The organism is Streptomyces minutiscleroticus, from assembly GCF_014650875.1.
In the GTDB taxonomy this organism is placed as follows: Bacteria; Actinomycetota; Actinomycetes; order Streptomycetales; family Streptomycetaceae; genus Streptomyces; species Streptomyces minutiscleroticus.
Window position 1 is genome coordinate 124,932 of record NZ_BMVU01000009.1, and the last position, 15,686, is coordinate 140,617.

A 15,686-nucleotide genomic window follows, 5' to 3' on the forward strand; every position below is an offset into this window, starting at 1 on the left:
CAACGTCCGGTAAGGCGTGTGGGCAGTTGACACAGCTTACGCATCCGAGGAGGCCCCTGCATGTCCGGTACAAGACATGCGGGTGGCCCTTTGCCGCGCCGCCGACGGCGGATGGCAGGATCGAAGACATGCCAGACGTGCGTGATGTCACCCCCTACGATGCCCTCCTCCTGCTGTCCTTCGGCGGCCCCGAGGGCCCCGACGACGTGGTCCCGTTCCTGGAGAACGTGACGCGGGGACGCGGCATCCCCAAGGAGCGCCTCAAGGAGGTGGGGCAGCACTACTTCCTGTTCGGCGGCGTCAGCCCCATCAACGACCAGAACCGCGCCCTCCTCGACGCCCTCCGCAAGGACTTCGCCGACCACGGCCTGGACCTGCCGGTGTACTGGGGCAACCGCAACTGGGCGCCCTACCTGACCGACACCCTGCGCGACATGGTGAACGACGGCCGCCGCCGCATCCTGGTCCTCGCCACCAGCGCGTACGCCTCGTACTCGGGCTGCCGGCAGTACCGGGAGAACCTCGCCGAGTCGCTCGCCGCGCTGGAGGCCGAGGGCCTGCCGCTGCCGAGGGTCGACAAGCTGCGCCACTACTTCAACCACGAGAGCTTCGTGGAGCCCATGGCCGAGGGTGTGCTGCGCTCCCTGGCGGAGCTGCCCGAGGACGTGCGCGACGGCGCCCACATCGCCTTCACCACGCACTCCATCCCCACCTCGGCCGCGGACACCTCCGGGCCGGCCGAGGAGCACGGGGACGGCGGCGCGTACGTGCGCCAGCACCTGGACGTCGCGCGGCTGATCGCCGACGCCGTGCGCGAGCGGACCGGCGTCGACCACCCGTGGCAGCTGGTCTACCAGTCGCGCTCCGGCGCCCCGCACATCCCGTGGCTGGAGCCGGACATCTGCGACCACCTGGAGGAGCGGCACGCCGCCGGGGTGCCGGCCGTCGTGATGGCCCCCATCGGCTTCGTCTCCGACCACATGGAGGTCCTGTACGACCTCGACACCGAGGCCCAGGCCAAGGCGGAGGAGCTGGGGCTGCCGGTGCGCCGCTCGGCCACCGTCGGCGCCGACCCGCGGTTCGCCGCGGCGATCCGCGACCTCGTCCTGGAGCGGGCCGCCACCGAGCGGGAGGAGGCCGTGACGCCGTGCGCCCTGGGCGCCCTCGGCCCCAGCCACAACGTGTGCCCGGTCGGCTGCTGCCCCGCCCGCGCCCCCAAGCCCGCCGCCGCGGGCGCCGACAGCCCCTACGCGTGAGGAGCGCCGTGACCGACCAGCTCAAGGCCGACCTGCTCGCACTCGCGCTGGAGGCGGCCCGCCGCGCGGGCGACTTCCTGCGCGACGGCCGCCCCGAGGACCTCGGCGTGGCCGCGACCAAGACCAGCGCCGTCGACGTCGTCACGGAGATGGACATCGCCTCCGAGAAGCTGATCACCGACTTCCTGGCCGACCGCCGGCCGGAGGACGGGGTGCTCGGCGAGGAGGGCGCCAGCGTCGAGGGCACCAGCGGCGTGCAGTGGGTGATCGACCCGGTCGACGGGACCGTGAACTACCTGTACGGGCTGCCCAGCTGGGCGGTCTCCGTCGCCGCCCGCAAGGACGGCGAGACCCTCGCCGGCGTGGTGTACGCCCCGATGCGCGGCGAGACCTTCCGCGCGGCCCTCGGGGAGGGCGCGTACCTGAACGACCGGCCCGTGCGCGTGCGGCCCGCCCCCGCCTTCGGGCTGGCCCTGGTCGGCACCGGCTTCGGCTACCTCGCCGAGCGCCGGGCCCGGCAGGCCGAGGTGGTCCGCCACCTGGTCCCGCAGGTGCGGGACATCCGCCGCGGCGGCTCGGCCGCGATCGACCTGTGCGACGTGGCGGCGGGCCGGCTGGACGCGTACTACGAGCGCGGCCTCAACCCCTGGGACTACGCGGCGGGCGACCTGATCGCCCGCGAGGCGGGCGCCCGCACGGGTGGCCGCCCCGGAGAGCCGCTCTCGCCCGAGCTGACGATCGCCGCGCCGCCCGGCCTCTTCGAGCCCCTCCAGGCCCGCCTGGAGGAGCTGGGCGCCTGGCACGACTGACGCGGAGCAGGGTGCGGAGGTCGCCGCACCCCGGCACACGAAGCGGGGCCCCGGTCTGGATCTGCCGGGGCCCCGCTCTCGTGCGGAACACGGTCAGGCGTGCGTCGCGGCGACCTCCACGCCGTGCTCGGCGGCGAGGCGGTGCAGGTCGTCGAGCTCGCCCTGCTCGACCTCCACGAGGAAGTCGTCACCGGTCTCGCGAGCACGCGTCAGGTCGGACTCGGTCGCCTTTATGCGCTGCAGAAGTCCTGCGGTGAATGCGTCCATGCTGCGCCCCCTCGTCCTGGGTCGTGGGTCGGTGGCACGGGGGTGTGCCTTCGGGAGGGGCGATCACTGCTCGGAGCGCGTGCCCGGCACTGCCCGGCCGGGCGGCGACAGTGCCGGACATCCACGCCCGCCCTGCGGAAGCGAGTCGTGAGTGCACGGACCCTGCGGAAGCGGTTCGTGGGTGCACGAAACAGAGCGTGATCGCGGGTGTAAAGCCGTCCTCCCCCCGCGCTGCGCCCGGGAAACCTCGGCAGGACGAGAAAATCCCGCCCCACGGGCCCCATCCCCCGTCTTACAGCCGGTTTATGGCCGAAAAGGGCAGGATGGGGGTCTCACCCATGACGGACCCCGCTCGCCCGCACGCGACAGCTGTGGCGCGGGCGGACACAGGAAGGACAAGCGACGTGCGCGTACTCGTCGTCGAGGACGAGCAACTGCTCGCCGATGCGGTGGCCACCGGACTGCGCCGGGAGGCCATGGCCGTCGACGTCGTGTACGACGGTGCGGCCGCACTGGAGCGCATCGGCGTCAACGACTACGACGTGGTCGTCCTCGACCGCGACCTCCCGCTCGTGCACGGCGACGACGTCTGCCGCAAGATCGTCGAGCTGGGCATGCCCACGCGCGTGCTCATGCTCACGGCCTCCGGCGACGTCAGCGACCGCGTGGAGGGCCTGGAGATCGGCGCCGACGACTACCTCCCCAAGCCCTTCGCCTTCAGTGAGCTGACGGCCCGCGTGCGCGCCCTGGGACGGCGTACGAGCGTGCCGCTGCCGCCCGTCCTGGAGCGCGCCGGCATCAAGCTGGACCCCAACCGCCGCGAGGTCTTCCGCGAGGGCCGCGAGGTCCAGCTGGCGCCCAAGGAGTTCGCCGTCCTGGAGGTGCTGCTGCGCAGCGAGGGCGCCGTCGTCTCCGCCGAGCAGCTCCTGGAGAAGGCCTGGGACGAGAACACGGACCCGTTCACGAACGTCGTGCGCGTCACCGTCATGACCCTGCGCCGCAAGCTGGGCGAGCCGCCCGTCATCGTCACCGTGCCGGGCTCCGGCTACCGGATCTGATCCACGTGGCAGCGACACCCGCACCCCCGACGGCGCCCCCGAAGCCCACCTGGGACCCGAGCAGGCCCGCCCCGCCGTTCCCCTGGCTGCGCCCCACCATCCGGATACGGCTGACCCTGCTGTACGGCGGCATGTTCCTGATCGCCGGCATCCTGCTGCTGTCGATCATCTACCTGCTCGCGGCCCAGGCCCTGGACACGGGAAGCCAGCCGCTGTTCAAGATCGCTGGTGGCACGGACATCAAGGTCACCAGCGAGAACTGCCCCACGGTCAACGCGACCCGCCTGTCGCTGGACGACTTCAACGCGGCGATCAGCGACTGCATCGACCATCAGCGTCAAGTTGCCTTGGACAACCTTCTCAGCCGCTCGCTGATGGCCCTGCTGGGGCTCGCCGTGATCGCCTTCGCCTTCGGCTACGCGATGGCCGGCCGGGTCCTGTCCCCGCTCGGCCGGATCACCCGCACCGCGCGCGCGGTAGCCGGCTCGGACCTGTCCCGGCGCATCGAGCTGGACGGACCGGACGACGAGCTGAAGGAGCTCGCGGACACCTTCGACGAGATGCTGGAACGGCTGCAGCGGGCCTTCACGGCGCAGCAGAGGTTCGTCGGCAACGCCTCGCACGAGCTGCGCACCCCGCTCGCGATCAACCGCACGCTCCTGGAGGTGCACCTGTCCGATCCGGGCGCCCCCGTGGAGCTGCAGCAGCTGGGCAAGACGCTGCTGGCCACCAACGAGCGCAGCGAGCAGCTCGTCGAGGGCCTGCTGCTGCTCGCCCGCAGCGACAACCAGATCGTCGAGCGCAAGCCCGTGGACCTCGCCGAGGTCGCCTCGCAGGCCATCGACCAGGCGCACGCCGAGGCCGTGGCCAAGCACGTCGAGATCCGGGGCGAGCGCAGTCCGGTGGTCGTCCAGGGCAACGGCGTCCTGCTGGAGCGGATCGCCCTGAACCTCGTCCAGAACGCGGTGCGGTACAACGTACCCGAGGGCGGCTGGGTGGAGGTCACCACGGAGAGCCGGCACGGCCAGGCGGTCCTGGTGGTGTCCAACACGGGGCCCGTGGTGCCCGCGTACGAGATCGACAACCTCTTCGAGCCGTTCCGGCGGCTGCGGACCGAGCGGACCGGCAGCGACAAGGGCGTGGGGCTCGGCCTGTCCATCGCCCGGTCGGTGGCCCGTGCCCACGGCGGCCACATCGGCGCCCATCCGCGCGAGGGAGGCGGCCTCGTGATGCGCGTCACCCTGCCGATCTGAGATCATGCCGTCGACATGCGGGGACGTTCGCTTTGCGCTGAATTTTCCGAAGCGCTTCCGTGGGTACCCCGTGTGCGATCGATCACATGGACGAAGTCTCGCCGTCCACTCTCCGTGATCACTCAGACTGGCGGAAAGCCGGGAAAATCCGGGTTTTCGGCGGTCGTGATGACGGGAAGTACACGGTGAGACGCCTTTGAAGAGCGGCATTCGGACCGTGTACGGTCCCGTTCGCCATCCAAGCCGATCACCCGTGCGGAGTCCGGTTGGGTGTCGATTGAGTAACAGACCTTGATGTGAGGCAAAATCTCCGCCTCGGGTCGGGCACAAGTCCGGCCTCTCACGCGTTACGTGCGCTGGAGACACCGCAGACACCCAGAGGGGGAGAGCGACATGGCAACGGATTACGACACCCCACGCAAGACCGACGACGACGTCGACTCGGACAGCCTGGAAGAACTGAAGGCACGACGGAACGACAAGTCCACGTCGTCCGTCGACGTCGACGAGTTCGAGGCCGCCGAGGGACTGGAGCTGCCCGGCGCGGACCTCTCGAACGAGGAGCTGGCCGTCCGGGTGCTGCCGAAGCAGCAGGACGAGTTCACCTGCATGAGCTGCTTCCTGGTCCACCACCGCAGCCAGCTGGCCCGCGAGAAGAACGGCCAGCCGATCTGCCGCGACTGCGACTGAGGCAGGGTCGGCCGTGACCGGCTCGACCCCGCCCTGGAAACGCCGCTTCCGCGACCGGGAAGCGGCCGGTGGTCCGTCCTCGGACGGCGTGCGTGACGACGAGCGAGGCCGCGAGGCCTCGCTCGAAGCAACGAGCGAGGGCGCCTTCGGCGCCCTCGGACCAAAGGCCGGGTCCCCCGTGACCAGGAGCCGTGCCGCGGCCGTCAGGGAAGGCGTCCGCAAGGGCGGCAGCCGGGCCAGGGCGGGCCTGGCCTTCCTCGCCGACCGCATCGTCGAGAACGCCCCGCGCGTTCCCGTACGCGACCTGCAGACGCTCCGCAGGCAGTTCCCGGGCCTCGGGCCCGAGGAGCTCGCCGACAAGCTCGTGGCGGGCGCGTGCAGGGCCACGGGCGCGGTGGGCGCCGGCGTCGGCGCCGCGGCGATGCTGCCGGCTCCGCCGGCGATGCCCGCAGAGCTCGCCGCGGAGATCACCGGCGTCGCCGCGATCGAGTTCAAGCTGATCGCCGAACTGCACGAGGTGTACGGCCTGCGGGCCCCCGGCACGCTGGCGCAGCGCTCCTCGGTGTACCTCACCGCCTGGACACAGGAGCGCGGGGTCGACGTGCGCAAGCCGTCGACGATCGACACCGCCCTGGGCGGCCGGATGAAGCGCGAGCTGCGCCGACAGATCATGAAGCGCATGGTGCGCAACCTGCCGAACCTGATGCCGTTCCTGGTGGGCGCGGCCGTCGGCGCCGTGATGAACCGCCGGGACACCAGACGCCTCGCGGACCGTGTCCGCGCGGACCTGCGCGCGATGCAGGTCCCCTGGGACCGGCTCACCGGGCTCCCGCGCCTGGAGCAGCCCGCCGATCCCCTGGACCTGGACGAGCCGCGCGGGGAGCTGGGCGCCTGAGGGATGCCGCAGGCGAAGCCGGACGGCGGCCCCGGCTCCGCCCCGGCGCCCCGACCCGCTTCCCGGACCGCCGTTCCTCCCGGACCGGCGCCGCGGCCTGTGTCCCGGGCCGGTGCCGCCGTGCCGCGGACGGACCCCGTACCGCGCCTCGCGGCCGGCAGGGCCCGGTGAGACCGGGGACCCGGGTCCCCTTCCGGCTACGCCGTGCGGACGGCCTTCAGGGCCGCCGCCAGCCGCTCCGGCTCCCGCGTGGACAGGTACAGGTACGGGGTCGGGTCCTCCGGGTCGACGACCTCCACGCGCAGCGCGGTGGGCACGTAGGCGCGCAGCAGCATGAAGGCGCGCGGGTCCGCCTTGTACGAGCGCCAGGCGCGAGCCTCCTCCGGGTCGAGCACGTGCGCTCCGCCCAGCGCCGACAGCGGGATCCGGGCCTCGCCCGCGACCAGCGAGTCGCCCACGACCCGGATGCGCACGGAACCGTACGAGCTGGTCACGACCGCCGCCACCGCGGTGCCGCCGACCAGTCCGCCCAGCAGCGGCAGGGTGCCGAAGGGCAGCAGGGTCAGCGCCATCGCGACGCCCACCAGCAGGCAGGCGAACCACCAGGAGCGGGGCGCGGTCAGACGTTCTTCGTACGGAGCGCTCGTGTGCTGCATGGGATCCAGCTTGGCACGGTGCGTACGCCCGCTGACGCGGAGGTAAGGTCTGCGCCTGTGAGTGGTACGTCTTCGGTCCTGAATCCCCCCGCCGACGCGGTGGCGCCCGTGCGGCACCCCGACGCCCCGGCCCCCGGCGAGCTGCTCGGCACGCACTACGAGCACTGCTTCGGCTGCGGCGGCGGCCAGGAGCACGGGCTGCACCTGGCCGCGCGCGCGGGCGAGGGCGTCTCGGTCACCGCCGAGTTCACGGTGCGGGCCGCCCACCAGGGCGCCCCCGGCCTCGCCCACGGCGGCATCCTCGCGACCGCCCTCGACGAGACCCTCGGCTCGCTGCACTGGGTGCTGCGCACCATCGCCGTCACCGGCCGGCTGGAGACCGACTTCCTCCTCCCCGTCCCCGTGGACACCGTGCTGTACCTGGAGGCCGAGGTCACGGCCGTGCACGGGCGCAAGATCTACTGCACGGCCACCGGCCGGCTCGGCGGTCCCGACGGGGACGTGGCGGTCCGCGCGGACGCCCTGTTCATCGAGGTCAAGGTCGACCACTTCATCGACAACGGCCGCCCCGAGGAGATCCGGGCCGCCATGGAGGACCCCGACCAGGTGCGCCGGGCCCGCGCCTTCGAGGTGAACCCGTGACGGCGGCCGGCCGCGCGGAGGTCCCCGTGCCGATCCGCCGCGTCGACCCGGACGTGCCCCTGCCCGCGTACGCGCACCCGGGCGACGCCGGAGCGGACCTGCGCACCACCGAGGCGTGCGACCTCGCACCCGGCGAACGGGCCGTTCTGCCCACCGGGGTGTCCATCGCCCTCCCCGAGGGGTACGCGGCCTTCGTGCACCCGAGGTCGGGGCTCGCCGCCCGCTGCGGTGTCGCCCTCGTGAATGCCCCGGGGACGGTTGATGCCGGGTACCGTGGGGAGATCAAGGTGATCGTGGTGAATCTCGACCCGCGCGAGTCCGTGCGGTTCGAGCGCTTCGACCGGATTGCCCAACTGGTCGTCCAGCAGGTCGAGAAGGTGCGCTTCCAGGAGGTGGCGGAGCTTCCCGACTCGGCGCGGGCCGAGGGGGGCTTCGGGTCCACCGGCGGTCATGCCGCCGTGGGCGGCCGCGAGGGTGGGAATCGATACGCTTCGGTCGTATCCGACCGGGAAGGACAGTGACGTGTTCGGACGTCGCAAGAAGGGCAGTGCCGCCGAGGACGCGGCGGGCGAGGCCGAGCAGGTCGTCGACGGAGTCGACACTGAGGCGGACGAGACGGAGCGGGAGCGGGTGCGGCTGGAGCCGGAGCCGCGTCCCGACGGTCCCTGGGACAGCTCCGAGGTCCGCGACCCCGCCGAGGGCCGGGTGAACCTGGGCGGTCTGTACGTCCCCGGGGTCGAGGGCATGGAGCTGCGCGTCGAGGTCGCGGGCGACGCGATCGTCGCCGCCACCGTGGTGCTGCGGGACAGCGCCATCCAGCTGCAGGCGTTCGCCGCCCCCAAGCGCGAGGGCATCTGGGGCGAGGTCCGCGAGGAGATCGCCACCGGCATCACCCGGCAGGGCGGCGTCATCGACGAGGTCGAGGGTCCGCTGGGCTGGGAGCTGCGGGCGCAGGTGCCGGTGCAGCTGCCGGACGGCACGGGCGGCTTCCAGGTCGTCCGGTTCGTCGGCGTGGACGGTCCCCGCTGGTTCCTGCGCGGTGTGATCTCCGGCCAGGGCGCGGTGCAGCCGCAGGCCGCCGGGCTGCTGGAGCAGATCTTCCGCGACACCGTCGTGGTCCGCGGCGAGGGCCCGATGGCGCCCCGCGACCCGATCGTCCTGAAGCTTCCCGACGACGCCCAGATGGTTGCCGAGGGCGCCCAGCAGGAGCAGGGCGGGTCCCGCTTCGCCGGCGGCATGGGCCAGCTGCAGCGGGGCCCGGAGATCACCGAGGTCCGCTGACGCACGGCGCGCGGCGCGGCGTACGGAGCCGCGCGCGGCGGTCCGGCCGTCCGGCCGGGCACCCGGCGCGGTGCCGTCGTCCGGAGCCCGGCGAGGCACCGGCCTCCGGTGCCGGGCACCGGCAACGGCAGCGGCACAGGTACGCGGTCAAGAGGGCCGCACCCTTCCCAGGGTGCGGCCCTTTCGCTTGCTCGCGTTCTCGTACGTGAACAGCGGTCGGGGGTGCCCGAAAGACCCCGTAGGGAAACCGTCGGCGAGAACCCTTGACGGGCAACTGGTCTGTACCTATGGTCACCGACCACCGCGCGCGTTCAGCTCTCAGAGCTTCGTTGCCGAAGGCCGCCGAGATCATCAAGTACACGTACACCGGCGGCTGGCCGGACTCCGGGCGCTTCGCGGCCATGCTGCGCGACGTCTACCTGCCCGAGATCATCAACGGCTCGAACTCCAACGGGAACCGGGAGCTGTCGATGATGGAGGCCGCCGTCGGCATCGCGGTCTTCCTGGCGGACCGGGCCTCGTACGACAAGGCCATGGCGAAGTTCCGCACCCGTACGGCCGCCTACGTCTACCTGGCCTCCGACGGCGCCCTGCCCAAGACCGTGCCGAGCCAGAACCTCGACACCAAGGACAAGATCGTCAAGTACTGGCAGGGACAGTCCACCTTCGTGACCGGGCTGACCCAGGAGACCTGCCGCGACCTCACGCACACCGGCTACGGCATCTCCGCCATCGCGCACGTCGCCGAGACCAGCCGCATCCAGGGGCAGGACCTGTACGGCACGGACGTCGGCGAGCGGCTGCGGCAGGCGCTCGGCTTCCAGTCCCGCTACCGAACTCGGCGAGGCGCCGCCGAGCCGGCTGTGCGGCGGCTCGCTCCATCCGGGGCTCGGGCCCGTCACCGAGGTCGGGTACAACGCCCTGCGCAACCGGCTCGGGATCGCGATGACCAACACCGAGAAGCTGACCCTGCGCAACCGCCCGGCCGGCAGCAACAACCTCTTCGTGGCCTGGGAGACGCTGACGCACGGGGACAACCCGAACTGAGGCGCGCCGCCGGACGCCGGCCCTCCCGGCGGCGCCCGGTCCGCCGCCGCGGGCCCGCCGCGGGCGCGGGCTCCGCGGCGGTCCGGGGCGGGGCCGTGGCGGTCCGGGGCGGGGCCGTGGCGGTCCGGGGCGGGTTCCGGCCGGGGTTCGGACGGGAAGGAGAGCAGGAGACGGCGGAGACGAGCACGTCTGTTCCTCGGGCTCCACGGGACCCCGGTACGCTTCAGACATGAGTGCTTCTCCTCGTTCCGACAAGCCGGCGGGCCGGTTCCGGCGCATGCTCGACCGGCTCTCCTCGTCGCAGGAGGACCTGGAGTCCGAGGAACTGCGCGAGGACGCCGAGACCGCCGGGTGCACTCGCATCGGTGACTGTCAGGACCGTCAGATCGTTACGGTTACTGGTACCTTGCGCACGGTCACCCTGCGTCCGAGGGCCGGCGTCCCGGCCCTGGAGGCCGAGCTGTTCGACGGCTCGGCCGCCCTGGACGTGGTGTGGCTGGGCAGGCGCTCGATCGTCGGGATAGAGCCCGGGCGCAAGCTGATCGCGTCGGGCCGGGTCTCGATGAGCCGGGGCCGCCGCGTGCTGTTCAACCCGAAGTACGAACTACGACCCCTCGGACGGGAGTAGCCGGTGACGTCGCTCGACAAGCCGACCGAAGACACCCAGCACGATTCGCGGGCGGTGACCGAGGCCGCGCTCTTCGAGGCGTTCGGCGGCGTCCGGGGCATGGTCGAGACCGTGGTCCCGGGCCTCCTCTTCGTCACGATCTACACGGTCAACAAGGACCTGCACATCTCGGCGATCGCGGCCCTCGCGGTCTCCCTGCTGCTCGTCGTGGTCCGCCTGGCCATGAGGGACACCGTCAAGCACGCCTTCAGCGGCGTCTTCGGCGTCGCCTTCGGCGTGGTCTTCGCGATGATGACCGGCAACGCGAAGGACTTCTACCTGCCGGGCATGCTCTACACGCTCGGCCTGGCCCTCGCCTACATCATCACGACCCTCGCGGGCGTCCCGCTGATCGGCCTGATCCTCGGGCCGGTCTTCAAGGAGAACCTCTCCTGGCGCACCCGCAACCCCGGCCGCAAGGCCGCGTACGCGAAGGCGAGCTGGGCCTGGGGCCTGATCCTGCTCGCCAAGTGCGCCATCCTCTTCCCGCTGTACTGGTGGGCCGACACCACCCAGCTCGGCTGGGTCCTGGTCGCGCTGAAGATTCCGCCGTTCCTGCTCGCCGTCTGGCTGACCTGGGTCTTCCTGGCGAAGGCGCCCGCGCCGATCGACGTGTTCGCGGAGATGGAGGCCGAGGAGCGGGCGGAGAAGGAGCGCAAGGCGGCGGCCGCCGCGGAGACCTCCGGCACCGCGCCGGCCACCGGCACGGACACGGCACCGGGACGGCACCGCCGGGAGGCGTGAGCCCCGGAGCGGGCCGCCCGAGGGCTTGCAGGACCTCCGGCCGGGGCCCGGCACCGGGACGGCACCGCCGGGAGGCGTGGGTCCAGGGGCGGGCCGCCCGCGGGCCTGCAGGACCTCCGGCCCGCGGGCCCGGCACACCGACCGTCGACCGGGGAAACGGCGGTCATGCCAACCGGCCGCCGGCCAGGCCGCGGCGCGGCCGACCATCGCAGGCGACCGCGAGGGGGTGCCGGCCCCCGTCGGCGCACGGCACCGGCGGTTCCGGTGACGGTGACGCCGGCGGACGGGACGGCACCGGAAGAGCCCCGGCGGCAGAGCCGCCCGTACGCGGGGCGGAACCGTCCGCGGACATGGGGAAGCCGTCCGCGGAAGCGGGGGTGGGGCACCTGGAGGACTCTCCCGGCGCCCCACCCCCGCTTCCCTCCCGGGACGGGCTAGCGCTGGGCGTCCTCGCGGCGGACCGACAGCAGGTCCTCCAGCTGCTCCTCGCGGGCCTGGGCGGCCACGAAGAGGAGCTCGTCGCCGGCCTCCAGCGAGTCCTCCTGGCTCGGGGTCAGCACGCGCGTCCCGCGGATGATCGTGACCAGCGAGGTGTCCTCGGGCCACTCCACGTCGCCGACCTGCGTGCCCGCCAGGGCCGACTCCTCCGGCAGCGTCAGCTCGACCAGGTTGGCGTCGCCGTGGCTGAAGCGCAGCAGCCGGACGAGGTCGCCGACGCTGACCGCCTCCTCGACGAGCGCGGACATCAGGCGCGGCGTCGAGACGGCGACGTCCACGCCCCACGCCTCGTTGAAGAGCCATTCGTTCTTGGGGTTGTTGACGCGGGCGACGACCCGCGGCACCCCGTACTCGGTCTTCGCCAGCAGCGAGACGACCAGGTTGACCTTGTCGTCGCCGGTGGCCGCGATGACCACGTTGCAGCGCTGCAGCGCCGCCTCGTCCAGGGAGGTGATCTCGCAGGCGTCGGCGAGCAGCCACTCCGCCTGCGGGACGCGCTCGACCGAGATGGCGGTCGGCGCCTTGTCGATCAGCAGGACCTCGTGCCCGTTCTCCAGCAGCTCGCCCGCGATCGAGCGGCCCACGGCGCCGGCGCCGGCAATGGCGACCCTCATCAGTGACCGCCCTCCCCTTCGGGACCCTCGGCGAAGGCCGCCTCGACCTTCTCGACGTCGTCGGTGCGCATCATCACGTGCACCAGGTCGCCCTCCTGCAGAACCGTCTGCGAGGTCGGCAGCATCGCCTCGCCGAGCCGGGTGAGGAAGGCCACGCGCACGCCCGTCTCCTCCTGCATCCGGCTGATCTTGTGACCGACCCAGGCGGGGGACGCGTACACCTCGGCGAGCTGGACGCCGCCGGTGGGGTCGCGCCACAGCGGCTCGGCCCCCGAGGGGAGCAGCCGCCGCAGCATCTGGTCGGCGGTCCAGCGGACCGTGGCGACCGTCGGGATGCCCAGGCGCTGGTAGACCTCGGCGCGGCGCGGGTCGTAGATCCGGGCCGCGACGTTCTCGATGCCGAACATCTCGCGGGCCACCCGGGCGGCGATGATGTTGGAGTTGTCGCCGCTGGAGACGGCGGCGAAGGCGCCCGCCTCCTCGATGCCCGCCTCGCGCAGGGTGTCCTGGTCGAAGCCGACCCCGGTGACACGACGGCCGCCGAACCCGGAGCCCAGTCGTCGGAAGGCGGTGGGGTCCTGGTCGACCACGGCGACCGTGTGCCCCTGTTGCTCCAGGGTCTGGGCGAGGGCGGAACCCACCCTTCCGCAGCCCATGATGACGATGTGCACGACCGTCCTTCCGGTGTCAATAGTCACTGCTCAGGCTAAACAGGGTCTCAGACCGTCGCCCAAGCTACACACGCACGGTCCGCGGAGGGCACCCCCGTGCACGGGACCGCGGCTCTCCGCGGGCCGGCCCGCGGACCGGCGCGCCCTCGCGGGCGCGGACGCGCCGCGCCGGCGAGAGCGTACGCGATCAGCGGCGGCCGATGCTGCGGACGCTGATCAGGGTGAGGACGCCCAGGCCGAGGAGTGCCGCGGCGGCGCCGATGAGTTCCGCGGTCGCGTCCAGCATGAGAGCTCCGGTGGGGGTGCGGGGAAGGGGTTTTGTCATATAGGCACGCGACCGCCATGTGAGACGGCTTCCGCGACGGGGGGCCCCGCTTTTTCACTCGGGAGGCAGATGCCGGGTGGCGGGTGGGCGGCCCCCCGTTCGAACGCTTACGATCCTCTGCGTGTCCAAACTGACCGACGTGCCCAAACGGATCCTGATCGGGCGCGCACTGCGCAGTGACCGGCTGGGCGAGACGCTCCTGCCGAAGCGCATCGCTCTACCTGTCTTCGCCTCCGACCCCCTCTCCTCCGTGGCGTACGCGCCGGGGGAGGTGCTGCTGGTCCTCTCCATCGCGGGGGTGTCGGCGTACCACTTCAGCCCCTGGATCGCGCTCGCGGTCGTGGTGCTGATGTTCACCGTCGTGGCCTCCTACCGGCAGAACGTCCACGCCTACCCCAGCGGCGGCGGCGACTACGAGGTGGCGAACACCAACCTCGGGCCCAAGGCGGGCCTGACCGTCGCCAGCGCGCTGCTCGTCGACTACGTCCTGACCGTCGCCGTCTCGATCTCCTCCGGCATCGAGAACCTCGGCTCGGCCGTCCCCTTCGTCGTCGAGCACAAGGTCTTCTGCGCGTCCGCCGTCATCGTGCTGCTGACCCTGATGAACCTGCGCGGGGTCAGGGAGTCCGGCAAGCTCTTCGCGATCCCGACGTACGTCTTCGTGGCGGGCGTCTTCCTCATGATCGTCTGGGGCGCGTTCCGCGGCCTCGTCCTGGGCGACACCATGCGGGCGCCGACCGCCGACCTGGAGATCAATCCCGAGCACCAGGGGCTCGCCGGGTTCGCCCTGGTCTTCCTGCTGCTGCGTGCCTTCTCCTCCGGCTGCGCGGCGCTCACCGGCGTCGAGGCGATCAGCAACGGCGTCCCGGCCTTCCGCAAGCCCAAGTCGAGGAACGCCGCGACCACGCTGTCGATGATGGGCCTGCTGGCCGTCACCATGTTCTGCGGCATCATCTTCCTGGCCACCGCGACCAAGGTCCGCATGGCCGAGAACCCGGCCGCAGACCTGGTCCGCGACGGCGTCGCGGTCGGCTCCGACTACGTCCAGAACCCGGTGATCTCCCAGGTCGCCGCGGCCGTCTTCGGCGAGGGCACCTTCCCGTTCGTCGTGCTGGCCGCCGCCACCGCGCTCGTGCTGTTCCTGGCCGCGAACACCGCGTACAACGGCTTCCCGCTGCTCGGCTCGATCCTCGCGCAGGACCGCTACCTGCCGCGCCAGCTGCACACCCGCGGCGACCGGCTGGCCTTCTCCAACGGCATCGTGCTCCTCGCCGGCGCCGCCATGCTGCTCGTCATCATCTACGGCGCCGACTCCACGCGGCTGATCCAGCTCTACATCGTGGGCGTCTTCGTCTCCTTCACCCTCAGCCAGACCGGCATGGTCCGGCACTGGAACCGCCACCTCGCCACCGAGAAGGACCCCGCCAGGCGCCGCCACATGGTGCGCTCCCGGGCGATCAACGCCTTCGGCGCCTTCTTCACCGGCCTGGTCCTCGTCGTCGTCCTGCTCACCAAGTTCACGCACGGCGCCTGGGTCGCCCTGCTCGGCATGGTGATCTTCTACGCGACGATGACCGCGATCCGCCGCCACTACGACCGGGTCGCCGAGGAGATCGCAGCCCCCGCCGAGCCGACCGACGACAGCCTGCGCCCCTCGCGCGTCCACTCCGTCGTCCTCGTCTCCAAGCTGCACCGGCCCACGCTGCGCGCCCTCGCGTACGCCAAGCTGATGCGCTCCGACAGCCTGGAGGCGCTCAGCGTCAACGTCGACCCGGCCGAGACCAAGGCCCTCCAGGAGGAGTGGCAGCGCCGGGGTATCGCCGTGCCGCTGAAGGTCCTCGACTCGCCCTACCGCGAGATCACCCGGCCCATCGTCGAGTACGTCAAGAGCCTGCGCCGGGAGTCGCCGCGCGACGTCGTCTCGGTGATCATCCCCGAGTACGTCGTCGGCCACTGGTACGAGCACCTGCTCCACAACCAGAGCGCGCTGCGGCTGAAGGGCCGGCTCCTGTTCAGCCCGGGCGTGATGGTGACCTCCGTCCCGTACCAGCTGGAGTCCTCCGAGGTGGCCCGCAAGCGGGCCCGCAGGCGGCAGGAGTGGAGCGCCCCCGGCGCGGTCCGGCGCGGTCCCGCGGAGCACGCGCGCAAGGGCGGCGGCGAGGGCTGAGACGGGCCCGGGCACCCGGGTCCGCGGACTCCGGGGGAGCCCGGGTCCGCGGGGCCGGGGGAGCCCGGTTCCGCGGGTCCAGGAGAGCCCCGGGCCGCTCGTGGCGCCGGTCCGCCCGGCGCCGACGTAGACTGGTGGGCTGTTGT

At 72.3% G+C, this 15,686-nt stretch carries 16 protein-coding genes and 1 pseudogene; 13 read left to right on the forward strand and 4 right to left on the reverse strand.

Annotation, left to right across the window (positions count from 1 at the left end; all coding sequences use genetic code 11):
• Positions 1-128 precede the first annotated feature (128 nt).
• On the forward strand, positions 129-1,256 hold the full coding sequence (locus IE271_RS12990; protein ID WP_190190421.1) for a ferrochelatase: 1,128 nt from the start codon (positions 129-131) through the stop codon (positions 1,254-1,256).
• Between the two features lie 8 nt (positions 1,257-1,264).
• A complete protein-coding gene (locus tag IE271_RS12995) occupies positions 1,265-2,065 on the forward strand; it encodes an inositol monophosphatase family protein (RefSeq protein WP_190190422.1) in 801 nt (266 codons plus the stop codon).
• A 93-nt stretch (positions 2,066-2,158) separates the two neighbouring features.
• Here the strand turns inward: IE271_RS12995 and IE271_RS13000 are convergent, their stop codons facing one another.
• Positions 2,159-2,332 (reverse strand): hypothetical protein, encoded by a 174-nt coding sequence (locus IE271_RS13000; protein WP_190190423.1) that lies wholly within the window; start codon positions 2,330-2,332, stop codon positions 2,159-2,161.
• A 404-nt stretch (positions 2,333-2,736) separates the two neighbouring features.
• Between IE271_RS13000 and IE271_RS13005 the strand changes: the two genes are divergently transcribed.
• The 4 genes from IE271_RS13005 (at position 2,737) to IE271_RS13020 (ending at position 6,228) form a co-directional block, all read left to right on the forward strand.
• Complete coding sequence (locus IE271_RS13005) at positions 2,737-3,390, forward strand: response regulator transcription factor (RefSeq protein ID WP_190190424.1); 654 nt, start codon at positions 2,737-2,739, stop codon at positions 3,388-3,390.
• Between the two features lie 5 nt (positions 3,391-3,395).
• A complete protein-coding gene (locus tag IE271_RS13010) occupies positions 3,396-4,643 on the forward strand; it encodes a sensor histidine kinase (RefSeq protein WP_190190425.1) in 1,248 nt (415 codons plus the stop codon).
• A 393-nt stretch (positions 4,644-5,036) separates the two neighbouring features.
• Positions 5,037-5,333: a DUF4193 domain-containing protein gene (locus IE271_RS13015; protein WP_003997302.1), complete on the forward strand. Its 297-nt coding sequence runs from the start codon at positions 5,037-5,039 to the stop codon at positions 5,331-5,333.
• A gap of 13 nt (positions 5,334-5,346) precedes the next feature.
• Positions 5,347-6,228 carry a hypothetical protein gene (locus tag IE271_RS13020; RefSeq protein ID WP_190190426.1) on the forward strand — a complete coding sequence of 294 codons (882 nt, stop codon included), beginning with the start codon at positions 5,347-5,349 and terminating at the stop codon, positions 6,226-6,228.
• Between the two features lie 197 nt (positions 6,229-6,425).
• On the opposite strand, the gene IE271_RS13025 is transcribed toward IE271_RS13020, so the two are convergent.
• Positions 6,426-6,884 (reverse strand): DUF3093 domain-containing protein, encoded by a 459-nt coding sequence (locus IE271_RS13025; protein WP_190190427.1) that lies wholly within the window; start codon positions 6,882-6,884, stop codon positions 6,426-6,428.
• A 57-nt stretch (positions 6,885-6,941) separates the two neighbouring features.
• On the opposite strand from IE271_RS13025, the gene IE271_RS13030 reads away from it, so the two are divergent.
• The 6 genes and pseudogenes from IE271_RS13030 (at position 6,942) to IE271_RS13055 (ending at position 11,265) form a co-directional block, all read left to right on the forward strand.
• Positions 6,942-7,526, forward strand: a complete 585-nt coding sequence (locus tag IE271_RS13030) for a PaaI family thioesterase (RefSeq protein ID WP_190190428.1) — start codon at positions 6,942-6,944, stop codon at positions 7,524-7,526.
• 26 nt (positions 7,527-7,552) lie between these two features.
• Positions 7,553-8,047 (forward strand): dUTP diphosphatase, encoded by a 495-nt coding sequence (gene dut / locus IE271_RS13035; protein WP_190190462.1) that lies wholly within the window; start codon positions 7,553-7,555, stop codon positions 8,045-8,047.
• Between the two features lies 1 nt (position 8,048).
• Positions 8,049-8,807: a DUF3710 domain-containing protein gene (locus IE271_RS13040; RefSeq protein ID WP_190190429.1), complete on the forward strand. Its 759-nt coding sequence runs from the start codon at positions 8,049-8,051 to the stop codon at positions 8,805-8,807.
• A gap of 323 nt (positions 8,808-9,130) precedes the next feature.
• Positions 9,131-9,854 (forward strand): annotated as a pseudogene (locus IE271_RS13045) (alginate lyase family protein); the annotation flags it as partial.
• A 229-nt stretch (positions 9,855-10,083) separates the two neighbouring features.
• On the forward strand, positions 10,084-10,482 hold the full coding sequence (locus tag IE271_RS13050; protein WP_190190430.1) for an OB-fold nucleic acid binding domain-containing protein: 399 nt from the start codon (positions 10,084-10,086) through the stop codon (positions 10,480-10,482).
• Between the two features lie 3 nt (positions 10,483-10,485).
• On the forward strand, positions 10,486-11,265 hold the full coding sequence (locus IE271_RS13055; RefSeq protein ID WP_190190431.1) for a DUF3159 domain-containing protein: 780 nt from the start codon (positions 10,486-10,488) through the stop codon (positions 11,263-11,265).
• A 434-nt stretch (positions 11,266-11,699) separates the two neighbouring features.
• Here the strand turns inward: IE271_RS13055 and IE271_RS13060 are convergent, their stop codons facing one another.
• Both IE271_RS13060 and IE271_RS13065 read right to left on the reverse strand, forming a co-directional pair.
• The gene (locus IE271_RS13060; RefSeq protein ID WP_190190432.1) at positions 11,700-12,377 is read right to left on the reverse strand and encodes a potassium channel family protein; all 678 of its coding nucleotides are present in this window, start codon (positions 12,375-12,377) and stop codon (positions 11,700-11,702) included.
• Positions 12,377-13,048: a potassium channel family protein gene (locus tag IE271_RS13065; protein WP_190190433.1), complete on the reverse strand. Its 672-nt coding sequence runs from the start codon at positions 13,046-13,048 to the stop codon at positions 12,377-12,379. Before IE271_RS13065 ends, IE271_RS13060 begins: the two co-directional genes overlap by 1 nt.
• A gap of 446 nt (positions 13,049-13,494) precedes the next feature.
• On the opposite strand from IE271_RS13065, the gene IE271_RS13070 reads away from it, so the two are divergent.
• Positions 13,495-15,540 carry an APC family permease gene (locus IE271_RS13070; RefSeq protein ID WP_190190434.1) on the forward strand — a complete coding sequence of 682 codons (2,046 nt, stop codon included), beginning with the start codon at positions 13,495-13,497 and terminating at the stop codon, positions 15,538-15,540.
• The last annotated feature ends 146 nt before the right edge of the window (positions 15,541-15,686 follow it).